The following is a 15,852-nucleotide window of genomic DNA, read 5'->3' as shown; positions in this document are numbered from 1 at the left end:
AGTGATATTTCGGCACATGGTAGAAGATCCTCGGCGCATCGCCCACCTCGACATGGACGCGTTTTACGCCTCCGTCGAGCTGCTCACCTATCCGGAGTTGCGCGGCTTGCCGGTGGTCATCGGCGGCGGCCGCGACGCCCAGCCGGTGCCGCAGGCCGACGGCAGCCGCCGCTTCGCCCGGCTGCGCGACTACGTCGGCCGTGGCGTGATCACCACGGCCACCTACGAGGCGCGCGCGCTGGGCGTCGGCTCGGCGATGGGCATGATGAAGGCGGCCAAGCTGGCGCCCGACGCGATCCTGCTGCCGGTCAATTTCGACGCCTACCGCCATTATTCGCGGCTGTTCAAAAACGCCGTGGCCGCCATCGCGCCCGATTTCGAGGACCGCGGCATCGATGAAATCTATATCGACCTGACCCGCGTCGAAGGCGAAACGCGCGAGCTGGCGCAGCGCATCAAGCAGGCCGTGCGCGACGCCACCGGCCTGACCTGCTCGATCGGCGTGACCCCCAACAAGCTGCTGTCGAAGATCTGCTCCGACCTGGACAAGCCCAACGGCCTGACCGTTCTCGGCTACGACGATATCCCGGCCCGCATCTGGCCGCTGGGCGTGCGCAAGATCAACGGCATCGGCCCCAAGGCCACCGAGAAGCTGGCGGCGCTGGGCATCGCCACCATCGGCCAGCTGGCCGAGGCCGACGCCGGCCTGCTGCAGGACCATTTCGGCGCCCATTACGCGGCCTGGCTGGCGCAGGCCGCGCGCGGCGTCGACCACCGCGAAATTTCCACCAGCTCCGAAAGCAAGTCGATCAGCCGCGAGACCACTTTCGAGCGCGACCTGCACGCGCGCCAGGACCGCGACGCCTTGTCATCCATCCTGACCAAGCTGTGCGACCGCCTGGCGGACGATCTCAAGCGCAAAGGCTACGTCAGCCGCACCATCAGCATCAAGCTGCGCTTCGACGATTTCCAGATCGTCAGCCGCAACGTCACCTTGCCGCAGCCGGTGGCCGACGGCGCGGCCATCCTGCAGGCCGCGCGCGAATGCCTCAAGCGGGTGCCGCTGCAACGCAAGCTGCGCCTGCTGGGCGTGCGCGCCAGCACGCTGGAGCCGCCCGGCGCCGGCCCGCAGGCGCCAGCCCCCCGGCAAGGCGAATTGTTCGCCTAGCTGTGCAACACAATCGGTCCGGCGCTGCCGTCAGCGTGTAAAATGGCGCTCCCCTGGCATTACTGAAACAAGGCTAAATACTCATGTGGTTCAAGAATCTTCAGATTTACCGTCTGCCGGCCCCTTGGGCCTTTACCCCGGAACAATTGGAAGCCGCGCTCGCTCCTCACTCCTTCGTGCCAGCCACCAGCAATGAATTGCTGCGCCAGGGATGGGACACGCCGCGCCCTAACGGCGGCCTGGTGCACGTGGTCAACCAGCAGATGCTGATCCTGCTGGGCACCGAGAAGAAACTGTTGCCGAACACCGTCATCAACCAGGTCGCCAAGGCCCGCGCCGCCGAAATGGAAGAGGCGCAAGGTTTTGCGCCGGGCAAGAAAGCCATGAAGGAGCTCAAGGAGCGCGTCGCCGACGAACTGTTGCCGCGCGCGTTCTCGATCCGCAGCAACGTCTGGACCTGGATCGATCCGGTCAACGGCTGGCTGGTGGTCGACGCCGCCAGCCCGGCCAAGGCCGACGAAGTGATCAAGCTGCTGCTCAAGGCGGTCGACAAGCTGCCGCTGGAGAGCCTGCGCGTGCAGCGTTCGCCGGTCGGCGTGATGACCGAGTGGCTGCAGGCCGACGATGCGCCGTCCGGCTTCACGGTCGACATGGACACCGAGCTGCGCGCCACCGGCGAGAGCAAGGCGGCGGTGCGCTATGTGCGCCACACGCTGGAAGCGGACGAAGTGCGCCGCCATATCGCCGCCGGCAAGCAGTGCACGCGCCTGGCGATGACCTGGGACAGCAAGATCTCCTTCGTGCTGACCGAGTCGCTGGCGATCAAGGGCGTCAAGGCGCTGGACGTGATCAGCGAAAAGGAATCGAGCACCAAGAACGATGAAGAGCGTTTCGACGGCGATTTCATGCTGATGACGGGGGAACTGGCCAAGCTGATGGCCGACGTGGTCGAGGCGCTGGGCGGCGAAGCGAAAGCCTGATCAAGATACCAACCCAGCCGTTGCCTGTTGGTTAAGAATGCCGCAAAGTCTTTGATTTTGCGGCTTTTTTCATGTAATTTTGGACATAAAACCCGAAAATAATTTCGTTGCCATGTAGAAATTAAGGCGAATTCTGCTATAGTGATTAGTGTTATCAAAATAGGAACTCGCGATGTCTACGTTCGTCCCCCTGCTTACCACGCAGCAGCTCGCCAACGATCTCACCATACAAGACGTTCTGGCGTGGACGACCGAGGACATCGTCGCGCTGAATTCGCTGCAAGTGCCGGCGCTGCGCACCGATCACCTTGCCACTTTCAGCAGCCAGCAGCTGGCCTACCTGGCTACCAGCAATGTCGCGGTGCTGACCACGCAGGATTTCGCCGCGCTCAAGCCGGCCGTGCTGAACGCCGCCGGCGCATTGCCCTCCGGCCTGATGGGGGCACTGATCAGCAGCCAGATCGCCGCGCTGACCACCGCGCAGGTGGCCGCGCTGGGCACCCAGGCATTTACCCAACTGAGCACCGATGCCATCGCAGCCTTCGAGACGGCCGACCTGGCGGCGCTGAACACTGCCAATCTCGCCAGCCTGTCGACCGGTCAGGTGGCGCTGATGACGACCAGGCAACTGGCGTCGCTGGCCACGCGCCAGTTGGCCGCGTTGTCGTCCGACGACCTGACCGCCATCGGCAGCCGCGGCATCGCCGCGCTGACCACGCAGCAGGTCGCCGCGCTGAGCACGGCGCAGCTGGGTGCGCTCAGCACGGACCAGGCCGTGGCGCTGAGCACCGCCCAGGCTGCGGCGCTGACGGGCGTGCAACTGAGCGCGCTGACCACCGCCGCCATCGCGGCCATGGAAACGGCCGATCTCGCCGCGCTGAAAACCGTGGCCCTGGCCGCGCTGTCGACCCGCAATATCGCGGTGCTGGGCAGCACCCAGCTGGGTGCGCTGACCACCGGCGAATTCGCCGCGCTGAGCAGCGCCCAGATCGGCGCCATGTCCAGCGCCAGCATCGCCGGCCTGCCGAGCGCCGACCTGGCCGTCCTCAATCCGCTGGCCGTGCCGGTGCTGGGCACCGCGCTGATGGCCGGGCTGAGCACGGCACAACTGGCCGGCTTCGGCACGCGCCATATCATCGTCCTCAGCAGCGACCAGGTCGCCGCGCTGGGCACGGCCCAGGTCCATGCCCTCAATTCACTGCAGATCGGCGCCTTCGGTTCGCGCCAGGTGCTGGGCCTGTCGACCGCCGACGTGGCCGCGCTGAGTAGTGCCGGCATCAAGGCGCTGAGCACGGCCGCCGTTGGCGCGCTGACGTCCGACCAGTTCGCCCAGCTGGGCGCCGGCGCCACCAATCAGATCAGTCTGCTGGGCACGGCCCAGTTGGCCGCGGTGAAGACCGCGGCGCTGGCCGGCATGACGACCGACCAGGTGGTGGCGCTGTCGACGCTGCAGGCTTCCGCGCTCAGCAGCGCGCAACTGAGCAGCTTGTCGCTGGCGCAACTGGCCGCGGTGGAAACGGCTGACCTGGCCGCGCTGAAAACCGCCGCCATCACCGGATTGACCACGCAGCAAATGGCGGCGCTGAGCAGCAGCCAGCTGGGCGCCCTCACCACCGCCGAATTCGCCGCGCTGAGCAGCAGGCAGGTGGCTGCCTTGTCCACCGCATCGATCGCCGGCCTGCCGGGCGCCGACCTCGCGGCATTGAGCCCGGCCGCCGTTGCGGCGCTGGGAACGGCGCTGTTGTCGTCGCTGGGCAGCACGCAGCTGGGCAGCCTCGGCACGCGCCACTTCGCCGCCATGACCAGCGCGCAGGTCGCGGCGTTGACCAGTCTGCAGGTGCAGTCGCTGACCAGCGCGCAAATCGGCGCCTTCGGCACCGCCCAGGTGGCCGGCCTGTCGACCGGCGATCTCGCCGCGCTGGGCAGCGCCGCGCTGAAGGCGCTGAGCACCGGCGCCATTGCGGCGCTGACGTCGTCCCAGGCCACTGAGCTGGGACGGGACGACGGCAGCCTGTTCGCCCAACTGAGCACGGCCCAGGTGCTGGCGCTGCGCAGCACCGCGCTGGCCGGCCTGGGCACCGCCCAGATCGCCGCGCTGAGCACGGCGCAGGCCAACACGCTGACCAGCGCCCAGCTGAACGCCTTGTCGTCGGCGCAACTGGCGGCGCTGGAAACGGCCGACGTGGCGGCCTTGCGCACCAATGTCGTCGGCAACCTGCTGACCTCGCAAATTGGCGCGCTGAGTAGCGCGCAAGTGCGGGCGTTCACCACCGCCCAGATCGCCGCGCTGAGCAGCAGGCAGTTTGTTGCGCTCAGCTCCGCCGGCCTTGCCGGCCTGGAAGCCGAGGACCTGGCCGTGCTCAACACCGGCGCCATCGCCGCGCTGGGCAGCGCCGCTTTCGCCGACCTGGATACGACGCAGATCGCCGGCCTGGGCACGCGCCAGATCGCCGCCCTGTCGAGCGCGCAACTGAACGCGCTGAGCAGCGCGCAAGTCCACAGCCTGACGTCGGCACAACTGGGCGCGCTCAGTTCGCTGCAGCTGGCCAACCTGTCGACGGCCGATGTGGCCGCCCTCAACGCCACCAGCCTGCCCGGGTTGCGCACCGCCGCCATTGTTGGTCTCAATTCGGACCAGTTGGCCGTGCTGGGCACGGGCCAGGTGCAGACCTTGAACACCGCCCAGATCGCCGCATTACGCACCGCCGCGCTGACCGGGCTGACCACCGCCGAGGCGGTGGCGCTGACTGCCACCCAGGTCGCCGCGTTGGGCAGCGCGCAAGTGCAGGCGCTGGGCGCGCAAGCGGTCGGTGCGCTGGACCCGCTGGACTTCGCCGCCCTCGCCACTGCGGCGATCCACGGACTGACCGCCAGCCAGCTTGCCGCGCTGGGCAGCGCGCAGTTGTCCGTGATGACGATCGCGCAATTCCAGGCGCTGAATGCCGCGCAGCTGGCCGCGCTGCCGACGGCGGCCGTGGCCGGCTTCGCCACCGCCAACCTGGCTGCGCTGGGTACCGTCTATGCCGCCGCGCTGACCAGCGCGCAGATCGCGCCGCTGACCGGCACCCAGATTTCCAGTCTCAGCTCGCAGCAGGTTGCGGTCCTCGGCAGCGACCAGCTGGCCGCGCTCAGCACCGCCCAAGTCGCCAGCATGGTGGCACTGCAAATGCCGGGCCTGAGCTCACGCAACGTGGCAGGCCTCTCGTCGGCCGATATCGCCGCCTTCAGCGTCGCCGCGTTGAAGGCCCTGAACACCTCGGCCATCGCCGCGCTGCGCTCGGATCAGTTGAGCGGACTCGGCGGCGGCTCGTCCGGCAACCAGATCGGCGAGATGAGCACGCTGCAGATTGCGGCCCTGCGCAGCACCGCGCTGGCTGGCCTGACCACCACCCAGGTGGCGGCCCTGAATACCGCCCAGGCGGCGGCGCTGACCAGCGCCCAACTGATCGCTTTGTCAAGCGACGATATCGCCGCGCTGGAAACGGCTGACCTGGCCGCGATCCGCAGCAACGCGCTGGCCGGACTGAGCACATCGCAGGTGGCCGCGTTCAACGCCGCCCAGGTGACGGCGCTGACCAGCGTCCAGGTGGCCGCGCTCAACAGCAGCCAGGTGCTGGCGCTGAAATCGTCGGCCATCGCCGGCCTGCAGCCGGCCGATGTCGGCAGCCTGAGTACGGCTGTGATCGCCGCCATGCCGGTCAGCCTGCTTAGCGGCCTGAGCCTGGCTCAGATCGCCGCGCTCAGCACGCGCCAGGTCGCCACGCTGAACAGCGACCAGCTCAACGGCCTGAGCACCAGCCAGGTCAATGCGTTGACGTCGCTTCAGGTCGGTGCCCTCGGTTCGCAGCAGATCGACAACCTGTCGCTGGCCGATCTGGCCGCGCTGCAAACGGGCGTGCTGAGCGCGCTGAGGACCACTGCGCTGGCGGCCCTCGATTCGGCGCAGATGGCGGTGCTGGGCAACGACCCGGCCGGCAGCGGCGCCAGCTTTATCGGCAACTTGACCACCGCCCAAATCGCCTCGCTGCGCACTGCCGCGCTGGCCGGTTTGAGTACCCGGCAAATCGTCGCGCTGACCACGGCCCAGGCGGCCGCGCTGGGCAGCGCGCAGCTGGCGGCGCTGTCGACCACCGATATCGCCGCGCTGGAAGCGGTCGATATGGCGGCGCTGCGCACGGCCGCCATCGCCGGCCTGTCCACCGACCAGATCGCGTCGCTGACCAGCGTACAGCTGGGCGCCTTGACCAGCGGGCAACTGGCGTCGCTGAGCAGTCGCCAGCTGGGCGCTCTGTCCAGCGATACGCTGCTGGGGCTGTCGACCGCCAACCTGGCGGCGCTGTCGACCAGCGCGATCAGCGCGCTGCCGACGTCCACCATATCGCGGCTGACGGCGGAGCAGCTGGCCGGCCTGAGATCGCAGCAACTGGCCGCGCTCGGCAGCGACCAGATCGCCGCCATGGGCACCCAGCAAATCCTCGCCTTCAGTTCGGCGCAGCTGGGCGGCTTGGGTTCCAGGCAAATCCGCGGCCTGTCGACCGACGACGTGGCCGCGCTGGACAGCCGCGCGCTGCCGGGTCTGAGCACGGCGGCGATTGCGGCGCTGAATTCGGACCAGTTGGCCGCGCTGGGTGCCGACGGCCGCAGCGGGCAGTTCGCCTCATTGAGCACCGCCCAGATCGCCGCCTTGAGCACCAACGCGCTGCAGGGAATGGATACGCCGCAAATCAAGGCGCTGACGACCGCGCAGGCGGCCGCCTTGGGCAGCACCCAGGTGGCCTCGCTGCAATGGCTGCAGATCTTCATGTTCGAATCGCAGGACATCGGTGCCCTGCGCACCAGCGCGATCGCTGCGCTCAGCTCGCAGCAGACCAGCCTGATGACCTCGCAGCAGGTGGCGGCATTGACGACCGCGCAGGTGGCGGCGCTGGGCAGCCGGCAGACGATCGGACTGGCGGCCAGTTCGATCAGCGGCCTGCAGACGGCCGTCATGGCTGCGTTGTCGACGGCGGCCGTGGCCGCGCTGGACACCGCGCAGATGACTGCCCTGAACACGGCGCAGACGGCGGCGTTCGGCACGCGCCAGATTGCCGGGCTCAACAGCTTGCAGCTCAATTCCCTGGGTAGCGCGCAGATCCGCACGTTGACCAGCGCGCAAGTGGCCGCGCTTGGTTCGCAGCAGCTGGACAATCTGAGCGTCGCCGCGCTCGCCGCGCTCGACACCGCCAACCTGGCCGCGCTGAAGACGGCGGCGATCGCCGCGCTGAGCTCGGACCAGCTGGCCGTGCTGGGCACGGACGCCGGCGGCGCCAGCCATATCGACCAACTGACGACGGCGCAGATCGCCGCGCTGCGCACCGCCGCGCTGGCCGGGCTGAGCACGCGCCAGATCGTCGCCCTCAGCACCGCGCAGGCGGGCGCGCTGGGCAGCGCGCAGGTGGCGGCATTGTCCACCAACGACATCGCCGCGCTGGAAGCGGCCGACGTGGCCGCGCTGAAGACCGCCGCGATCGCGGCCCTGAACAACAACCAGGTGGCGGCGCTGAGCGGCCTCCAGCTGGGTGCGCTGACGACCGCGCAGTTCGGCGCGCTCAGTAGCCTGCAAATCGGCGCGCTGGCCAGCCAGACCATCGTCGGCCTGTCGACCACCAACCTGGCCGCGTTGAGCCAGCAGGCCGTCGCCGGCCTCGCCGCCTCGCTGTTTGCCAGCCTGAGCGGTTCGCAGCTCAACGCGCTGAACACGCGCCAGATCACCGCGCTGCAGAGCCAGCAAGTGGCGGTGCTGAGCAGCGCCCAGGTCTCGGCGATGAATACCGCGCAGATCGCCGCGCTGAACAGCGTGCAGGTCGGTGCGCTGACCAGCGACGCGCTGGCGGGCCTCGCGGCCGGCGACATCGCGGTGCTCGGTACCGGCGCGCTGGGCGGCATGGCCTCGGCCTCGTTTGGCGGATTGACGCTGTCGCAACTGGTCGGCCTGACCACGGCCCAGGTGGCGACGCTGAAGAGCGCGCAGCTGACGGCGCTGAACACGCAGCAGATCAACGGCTTCAGTTCGGCGCAGGTGCACGCGCTGAGCTCGCAGCAACTGGCGGTGTTGTCGACCGGCGACGTGGCAGCCATCAGCACCGCCAACCTCGGCGCGCTCAGCACGACGGCGCTGGCGGGACTGAGCTCGGCGCAGCTGTCGGTGCTGGGATCGGATCCGCTGGGCAGCAATGCCGAGCTGATCTCGGCGCTGAGCACGGCGCAGATCGCCGCGCTGCGCACCAGCGCCCTGGCCGGCCTGAGCGCGGCGCAGGCGGTGGCACTCACCACGGCCCAGGCCGCGACGCTGACCAGCGCCCAGCTGGGCGCGCTGCAACTGACGGTGGTGGCGGCGCTGGAAACGGCCGATGTGGCCGCGTTGAAAACGGCGACCATCGCCGGCCTCCAGACCCAGCAGATACTGGCGCTGACATCGAACCAGTTGGCCGCGCTGGGCACCGCGCAGATGGCGGCGCTGAGCAGCACCCAGTTGGACACCCTGAGCGGGACGCAAGTGGCGGCGCTCAGCACCGCCAACGTGGCCGCGATCAATCCGCTGAAGCTGAACGCGACCGCCGGCAGCCTGTTGGCCAACATGACGACGGCCCAGCTGCGTGCATTGACTGCGACACAGTTTGCCGCGCTCGGCTCGGCGGCAATGTCGCAGATCCAGGCGTCGGATATGGCCGCCATCGACACCGCCGACATCGCCGCGCTGAACACCGGCGTGATCCGCGCGCTGCACGACGACCAGCTGCTGGCGCTCGGCACGGCGCAGATCGCCGCGCTGAGCGTGGCGCAGATGGCGGCCATGCTGCCGAACGCCAGCAGCAGCGACCAGTTCACGGCGGCGCAGGTGGCGGCGCTGTCGTCGGCCCAGCTGGGCGCGCTGGCCACCTCGGTGATCGCCGACCTGACCGTTGCCAACCTGGCGGCGATTGAAACGCGCGACATTGCAGGCCTGGTCACGCGCCAGATCGTCGCCCTGTCGCCGACGCAGATGCAGGGCATGCTGCCGGCGCAGCTGTCGGCGCTGACCACGACGCAGACGCATGCGATGTCGAGCGCCCAGTACAACGGTCTGAGCTCGGCGCAAAAAGCCGCCTTCAGCACCGCGCAGCTGAACGCCATGCCGTTCGTCACGCCGCTGGTGCTCGACCTCGACGGCAACGGCGTGCAAACGCTGGGGCTGGACGCCGGCGTGCGCTTCGACCTGGCCGCCAATGGCCAGCAGCGCGCCACCGGCTGGGTGGGACCCGGCGACGGCTTGCTGGCGCTGGACCGCAACGGCGACGGTGTCATCAACGACGGCAGCGAACTGTTCGGCTCGGCCACCAAACTGGCCGGCGGCGCGAGCGCCGGCAACGGCTACGAAGCGCTGGCGGCGCTGGACAGCAACCACGACGGCAAGGTCAGCGCGCTGGACGGCGGCTTTGGCGATTTGCGCGTGTGGGTCGACGCCAACGCGGACGGCGTCAGCCAGGCCGGCGAACTGAAGACGCTGGCCGAGTTGCGCATCACCAGCCTGAACCTGGATGTGCAGGCGGACGGCAGTGTGGACCACGGCAACATCATCGGCCTGACCTCGAGCTACACCACGGCCGACGGCGGACAGCATACGGCGGCCGACGTCTGGTTCAAGCAGGGCATGAGCGCGCAGGTGAGCGGCATGGCGCAGGCGCTGTCGGCCTTCGCCAGCGACACCGCGGAGGCGCCACGCGGCGGCCTGAACTTCGACGGCGGCGAGCCGGGCGTGCTGGCGGCCCAAGCCGCGCGCATGGCCGATGTGCTGCAGCAGTTCCGCGATGCCGGGCAGCCGGCGTCGGCCGGGCAGTCGGACCGCGAGGCATTGCGCCTGAAAGCCTTGCAGGCCGCATCCAGCCACGCGTTGCTGGCGGCGCCGAAGTAAGCCAGGCGCCGGTCAGGAAAGCCCGCCACGGCGGGCTTTTTTTCGTCATTATTTTTTCCGAAATGTTTCTTTTTCCCTCTGCTAGCAGTGGTCACCAAACCACCTAAAGGGAAACAAGATGAGCTTCGACAGCAACCTGACCCCGGCCCAGTTCGCCGCCGGCGGCACCCGCCTGATCGCCAGCCTGACCACGGCCGACATCGCCCGCCTGTCGGCCGATTGTATTGCCGCGATGACGACCGCGCAGGCCAACACGCTCAACGGCGCCCAGCTGGGCGCACTGCGGGCCGATGGCGTCGCCGCGCTGCAGTCGGACGATATCGCAGCGCTGCGCGCCTACTCGCTGAACCAGGCGTCGGCCAGCACCGCCTTCATGGCCGCGCTGACGCCGCAGCAGGCGGCGGCGCTGACGGTAGGGCAGGCGGCGCTGCTGTCGGCGCGCGGCGTGACGGGCTTGCAGCCGGATACGCTGGCGGCGTTGCGGACCGGGCAAGTCGCGGTGCTGCCGGTGGCGATGATTGCCGGGCTCGGCGCGGAGCAGGTGCTTGCGCTGGGCACCGCGCAGATCGCCGCGCTGGGCCTGGGGCAGGTCGCCGCGCTGCCGAGGCACCATGGCGGCGAGGAGGGCGGGAGCATCTTTCGCACCGACCAGATCGTCGCCTTCTCCACCAGGCAGATGGCGGCGCTGGGCACGGCCCTGCTGACGCAACTGAGCGCGACCGAACTGCTGGCCATCGAAACGCGCGACATCGCGGCGCTCGGTTCGCACCAGATGGGCGCGCTGGCCGTGGAGCAGTTGCTGGCGCTCAGCCTAGACCAGCTGGCGGCGATACACAGCAAGCAAATCGGCGCGCTGCGCAGCGCCCAGATCCACGCGCTGGATGGCGAGCGCCTGCGCGCGCTGAGCACCGGCGCGATCGCCGCGCTGACCACCGCGCAACTGCAGGCGCTGGACGGCGAACAGCTGCATGCGTTCAGCAGCGCCCAATTGGCCGCGCTGACGCCGCGCCAGTTCGCGGCGCTAAGCACCGACGACATCGCCGCGCTTGACGCGACGGCATTGCCGGCGCTGCGGGTGGCGGTGATGGCGGCGCTGACCTCGGCGCAACTGGCGGCGCTGGGCGTCAACGGCGACGGCGATTTCGGCTTGTTCGGCACGGCGCAGGTGGCGGCATTGGGCACGGCGGCGCTGGCCGGCCTGACGGCGCAGCAGGCCGCCGCGCTGACCAGCCTCCAGGCGGCGGCGCTGAACGCCTCCCAGCTGGGCATGCTGACGACGCAGGCGATCGCCATGCTCGACGGCGGCGACCTGGCCGCACTCAGGACCTCCGCCATCGGCGGACTGAAGACCCAGCAGATCGCCGCCCTGAGCGCCGGACAGTTCGCCGCGCTGGGCACGGCGCAGGCGGCGGCACTGAACAGCCGCCAGATGAACGCGCTGAGCGACGACGCCTTCGCGGCGATGGAGACGGCCGACCTGGCCGCGCTCAGCGCCGCCGCGGTGGCGGGCCTGGCGCCGCGCCTGCTGGCCCTGCTGGACGCCGACCACATCGCCGCACTGGTGCCGCGCCAGCTGCTGGCGCTGGGCTCGGCCAGCCTGAACGCGTTGAGCGCAGACCAGTTCCAGGCGCTCAGCACGGCGCAATTGGCCAGGTTGAATCCGGCACAATTTACCGGACTGTCGACGGCCAACCTGGCCGCCATTTCGGCCGCCGGGCTAGCGGCGCTGCCAGCTGGGGCATTGGCCGGCTTGACCTCGGCGCAGTTTGCCGTGCTGGGCGGCGCCGACCATCAGATCGGCTTGCTGACGCCGGGCCAGATCGCGCAGATCCGCACCGCCGCGCTGGCCGGCATGACGGTGGCGCAGGCCATCGCGCTGACCACGGCGCAAGCCGCCGCGCTGAGCGGCGCCCAGCTGGCCGCCTTGTCGACCGATGTCATCGCGGGGATGGAGCAGCAGGACTTTGCCGCGCTGAGCGGCGCGGCCATCGCCGGCCTGCGCACCGCGCAGCTGGCGGTGCTGGGCAGCGACCAGATCCTGGGACTAACCACTGCGCAGGCGTCCGGCCTGGGCAGCCAGCACATCGCCGCGCTGGCCAGCGACGTGCTGGCGCAGATGCAGACGGCGGAAATCGCCGCCCTGAAGGCCGCCGCCATCGCCGGCCTGCGCACCGACCAGTTGCAGGCGATGGGCAGCGATCAGATCAACGCGTTGAGCGGCGCGCAGAGCGCGGTGTTGAGCAGCACGCAGTTCGGCGCGCTGTCGGCCGGCGTGGTGGCGAGCATGGAAACCGCCGATCTGGCGGCGCTGAACACGGCGGTGATCGCCGGCTTGTCCAGCACCGCGCTGGCGGCATTGGGCACGCAGCAGATCGCGGCGCTGGCGGCGCGGCAGGTCGGCGTGCTGTCCACCGCCAGCATCGCCGCCATGAGCCTGGAGCAGTTCTCCGCGTTGACGGCCGCGCAGTTCGCCGCGCTCACTTCGAGGCAATACCAGGCCTTGTCGGCGGACGAGGTGGCGGCCATCGGCAACGGCCAGATGGCGGCGTTGTCGACGCAGGTGGTGGTCAGCCTGGGTTCGGCGCAACTGGCGGCCTGGTCGACCGCGCAGGTCGCCGCGCTGAACGCGGCGCAGGCGGCCTCGCTGGTGGCGGCGCAGTTGCGCGGCCTGGGCAGCGATGCGCTGGCCGCGCTGGGCACGGCCGCGGTCGGCGGGCTGACGTCGGCGACCATCGCGCAACTGCTGCCGGAGCAGCTCCAAGCGTTCGGCACGGCGCAGATCGCGGCGTTGACGGTGCGCCAGATCGCCGCCCTGCCGACCGCGCACCTGGCCGGCGGAGACGTGCTGAGGACGGATCAGATCGTGGCGCTGACGTCGAGCCAGGTCGCCGCCCTGAGCAAGTCGCTGCTGGCGGCGCTGGGATCGGACGACCTGGCGGCGATCGAGACGCGCGATTTGCTGGCCTTGGGCAGCGCGCAGCTGGCCGCCTTGTCGACCGCGCAGTTCGGCGCGCTGACGACGGCGCAGGCGGTGGTGTTCACGACCGCGCAGACGGCCGGCCTGAGCACGGCGCAACTGGCCGCGCTGGCGGCGGCCAAGCTGCCGCACGGCGCGCTGATGGCGGAGGGCGGCAATTCGATGCGGGAGAAGGTGGGCGGCATGGTGCAGGCGCTGGCCGCCTTCAACGTCGAGCAGCCGGGCGCCGCGGCGCGATCGCCGCTGGCGATGCAGAGACCGTTGTCCGAGGGCGCCGGCATGCTGGCCGCACCCGACGGCTTGCAATTGGCTACCCTGTTGCCCGAAGCGAAGGACTTGCTGGCCGCGCCGCGCAAATAGGCAATCGGAGTGAGGCAATCAGAGCGGCTGGAACACTCCGGCCGCTTTGTTTTTCTGCACGTTATCCCACGCGAAGATCTTGCCGTTCATCGCCACATACACGCCGGGCGGCAGGATTTGCGCGACACCGCAGGCAAAGCCGAGGTTGAACATCGCGTCCGAATTGGCGATCTCGTAGGGAATCATGGCGCCGGTCAGCACGATGGTCTGGCCCAGGTTGGCCGGGCCCAGCACGGCGGCCGTTTGCGGCATGGTGTCGGTGCCGTGGATGATGACGATGGCTTTCTCGCCGGCCGCCCGGCACGACGCCAGGATGCGCTCGCGGTCGGCGTCGACCATGTCCAGCGAATCCATCAGCGGCAATTGCTCCAGCGCCACATCCACCGTCAGGCGGCAACGGGCCAGCAGCGCCGGCACGTGACTGTCGGCGAAGCCCAGGGTTCCGTTCAGTTCGTTGTAGTGTTTGTCGAAGGTGCCGCCGGTGGCGAGGATGCGCAGAGTCATGATTTCGGTGCTCAGGATGGATTAATGATGCGCATCATAACCCAAACCGCCAACGCAAAAGAGTCGCTCCAAGGGCTGGAAAGTTGGGCATACTATGTCTACACTGGTTTCTTTGTTCGTTTCGATACCATGAAAGCGCTCGCTCCCGGAACCGTCATCTTTCATCGCCATCGCGGCTACGGCGTCATCACGTCGGTCAATCTGCTGACCGGCTGGATTTCGGCCCGTTTCGGCAGCGAGGCGAGGACGCTGGACTTGAATCTGTCCACCGACGAGGTGCAGTTCGCCGACGGCGAGGCCATCCTGTTCCGCCGAGCGCCGCCCGACCGCATGCCCCATGCCCGGCTGATGGCGCTGGTGCGCGAGCTGCACCGGGCCGGCTACCAGCGGCTGTACCTGTATTCCTGGCCCAAGCCGTCCGGCCTGCACTGGCGCTGGCATTTGTTCGCCGGCCAGCGCGACTGGATGCAGCGCCCCTGGCGCGAAGGCTGGTACGGCTCGGGCGCGGACTACAACGTCAATCCGGTGATGGGCTGGGGCGATTCCCCGGGCGCCACCACCGAGGAGCTGATCCACGCGCTGGCCAAATTCGATCCGCAAGGGCTGGCGCAGGCGCTGGGCCGGGACGAAGACCACACCGCCTGGTTCGCCGGCGTGTGCGATGCGCTGCTGCCCGGCTATATGTACAGCCTGGACATGGCGCGTCCCGACGGCGGTCCGCTGACCGAGATGCCGCCGGTGCCGGTGATCCCGGTGCGCGCCACCTTGCCGCCGTACGCCGGCCCGGACATCGCCTGGCCGCCCGGCTGGGCCGGACTGTGGAGCAAGGTCCACGTGATGCCGGAGCCACGCATCAACCTGACCGGCCTGCCGGAAATTCCCGAACAGACCGACTAGCGCGCGTTGGCCTTGTACTCCGGATTATTGATCTTGTCGCAGGTGCCGGCGGCAAAATCGACGATGTTCTGGAACGCGTGCCGGAAATACAGCTCGTAGCTATCCTTTTCCACGTAACCGAGGTGCGGCGTGGCCAGCACGGTCGGCATGCGCAGCAGCGGCGAATCGGCGGCCAGCGGTTCCGACGGGAACACGTCCAGCGCGGCGTAGCCGGGACGGCCCTTGGGCAGGGCCTGCTCCAGCGCGTCCGGCTGGACCAGCTCGGCGCGGCTGGTGTTGACGAACAGCGCGCTCGGCTTCATCCGCGCCAGGTCCTCGGCGGTGACGATGCCGCGCGTATCCGGATGCAGGCGCAGGTGCAGGCTCAGCACGTCGGACTGCTCGAACAGCGCCTCGCGCGATTCGGCCGCCGCATGGCCGTCGGCCAGCGCCTTGTCGCGGCTGGACTGGCTGCCCCAGACGATCACCTGCATGCCGAACGCGCGGCCGTAGCCGGCGATGATCTGGCCGATCTTGCCGTAGCCCCAGATGCCCAGCGTGCGGCCCTTGAGCACCACGCCCAGCCCGTTCAGCTGCGGGTTGATGGACGCCGTCTGCCACAGCCCATCCTTCAGATTGCTGGCGTACGGCACGATCTTGCGCGCCGCCGCCATGATCAGCGCCCACGTCAGTTCCGCCGGCGCGGTCGGCGAGCCGACCCCTTCGGCGATCGCGATGCCCAGCTCCGTGGCCGCGGCGACATCGACATGGCCGGCCAGCTTGCCGGTCTGCGAAATCAGTTTCAGGTTCGGCAGTTTGGCCAGCAGCGCCCGGTTCAGCGCGGTGCGTTCGCGTATCAATACCACCGCGTCGAACGGGGCCAGCCGGATCGCCAGCTGGCCCAATCCCTTGGTGGTATTGCTGAACACTTTTACCTCATATGGACGCAGCAAATCGAAACATTTGAGGTCCGCAGTTGCATTCTGGTAATCGTCAAGAATCGCGATTTTCATGGAAGTTAGCCGATCTTATCAATGATTTCGTAGGGAAATAACGC

7 protein-coding genes are annotated in these 15,852 nt (G+C 68.9%); 5 read left to right on the top strand and 2 right to left on the bottom strand.

Annotated elements, in window-relative coordinates:
• The first annotated feature begins 16 nt into the window (after positions 1 to 16).
• The 4 genes from dinB (at position 17) to ABWW33_RS11115 (ending at position 13,415) form a co-directional block, all read left to right on the top strand.
• On the top strand, positions 17 to 1,168 hold the full coding sequence (dinB, locus tag ABWW33_RS11130) for a DNA polymerase IV (RefSeq protein WP_176653415.1): 1,152 nt from the start codon (positions 17 to 19) through the stop codon (positions 1,166 to 1,168).
• Between the two features lie 83 nt (positions 1,169 to 1,251).
• Positions 1,252 to 2,148 carry a recombination-associated protein RdgC gene (locus tag ABWW33_RS11125; protein ID WP_176653416.1) on the top strand — a complete coding sequence of 299 codons (897 nt, stop codon included), beginning with the start codon at positions 1,252 to 1,254 and terminating at the stop codon, positions 2,146 to 2,148.
• Between the two features lie 172 nt (positions 2,149 to 2,320).
• Positions 2,321 to 10,078: an SPM autocatalytic domain-containing protein gene (locus ABWW33_RS11120; protein WP_353401554.1), complete on the top strand. Its 7,758-nt coding sequence runs from the start codon at positions 2,321 to 2,323 to the stop codon at positions 10,076 to 10,078.
• A gap of 118 nt (positions 10,079 to 10,196) precedes the next feature.
• Positions 10,197 to 13,415: a hypothetical protein gene (locus ABWW33_RS11115; protein ID WP_353401552.1), complete on the top strand. Its 3,219-nt coding sequence runs from the start codon at positions 10,197 to 10,199 to the stop codon at positions 13,413 to 13,415.
• Between the two features lie 18 nt (positions 13,416 to 13,433).
• On the opposite strand, the gene ABWW33_RS11110 is transcribed toward ABWW33_RS11115, so the two are convergent.
• The gene (locus tag ABWW33_RS11110; RefSeq protein WP_176653419.1) at positions 13,434 to 13,919 is read right to left on the bottom strand and encodes an asparaginase domain-containing protein; all 486 of its coding nucleotides are present in this window, start codon (positions 13,917 to 13,919) and stop codon (positions 13,434 to 13,436) included.
• Between the two features lie 129 nt (positions 13,920 to 14,048).
• On the opposite strand from ABWW33_RS11110, the gene ABWW33_RS11105 reads away from it, so the two are divergent.
• Positions 14,049 to 14,816, top strand: a complete 768-nt coding sequence (locus ABWW33_RS11105; protein WP_176653420.1) for an L-asparaginase — start codon at positions 14,049 to 14,051, stop codon at positions 14,814 to 14,816.
• On the opposite strand, the gene ABWW33_RS11100 is transcribed toward ABWW33_RS11105, so the two are convergent.
• Positions 14,813 to 15,808, bottom strand: a complete 996-nt coding sequence (locus tag ABWW33_RS11100; RefSeq protein ID WP_176653421.1) for a D-2-hydroxyacid dehydrogenase family protein — start codon at positions 15,806 to 15,808, stop codon at positions 14,813 to 14,815. The two genes, ABWW33_RS11105 and ABWW33_RS11100, sit on opposite strands and share 4 nt — an antisense overlap.
• Positions 15,809 to 15,852: the final 44 nt, after the last annotated feature.

The sequence above is a fragment of the Duganella hordei genome (assembly GCF_040369125.1).
GTDB lineage: Bacteria > Pseudomonadota > Gammaproteobacteria > Burkholderiales > Burkholderiaceae_D > Rugamonas > Rugamonas hordei.
Note: the sequence above shows the minus strand (reverse complement) of the source record. Positions and strands in the feature narration are given on the sequence as shown.

Bases quoted from the DNA above. Each gene is read 5' to 3' on its own strand.
- ABWW33_RS11120 (WP_353401554.1), top strand. From the start codon at position 2,321: ATGTCTACGTTCGTCCCCCTGCTTACCACGCAGCAGCTCGCCAACGAT.
- ABWW33_RS11110 (WP_176653419.1), bottom strand. From the start codon at position 13,919: ATGACTCTGCGCATCCTCGCCACCGGCGGCACCTTCGACAAACACTAC.
- ABWW33_RS11115 (WP_353401552.1), top strand. From the start codon at position 10,197: ATGAGCTTCGACAGCAACCTGACCCCGGCCCAGTTCGCCGCCGGCGGC.
- ABWW33_RS11125 (WP_176653416.1), top strand. From the start codon at position 1,252: ATGTGGTTCAAGAATCTTCAGATTTACCGTCTGCCGGCCCCTTGGGCC.
- ABWW33_RS11105 (WP_176653420.1), top strand. From the start codon at position 14,049: ATGAAAGCGCTCGCTCCCGGAACCGTCATCTTTCATCGCCATCGCGGC.
- ABWW33_RS11100 (WP_176653421.1), bottom strand. From the start codon at position 15,808: ATGAAAATCGCGATTCTTGACGATTACCAGAATGCAACTGCGGACCTC.
- dinB (WP_176653415.1), top strand. From the start codon at position 17: ATGGTAGAAGATCCTCGGCGCATCGCCCACCTCGACATGGACGCGTTT.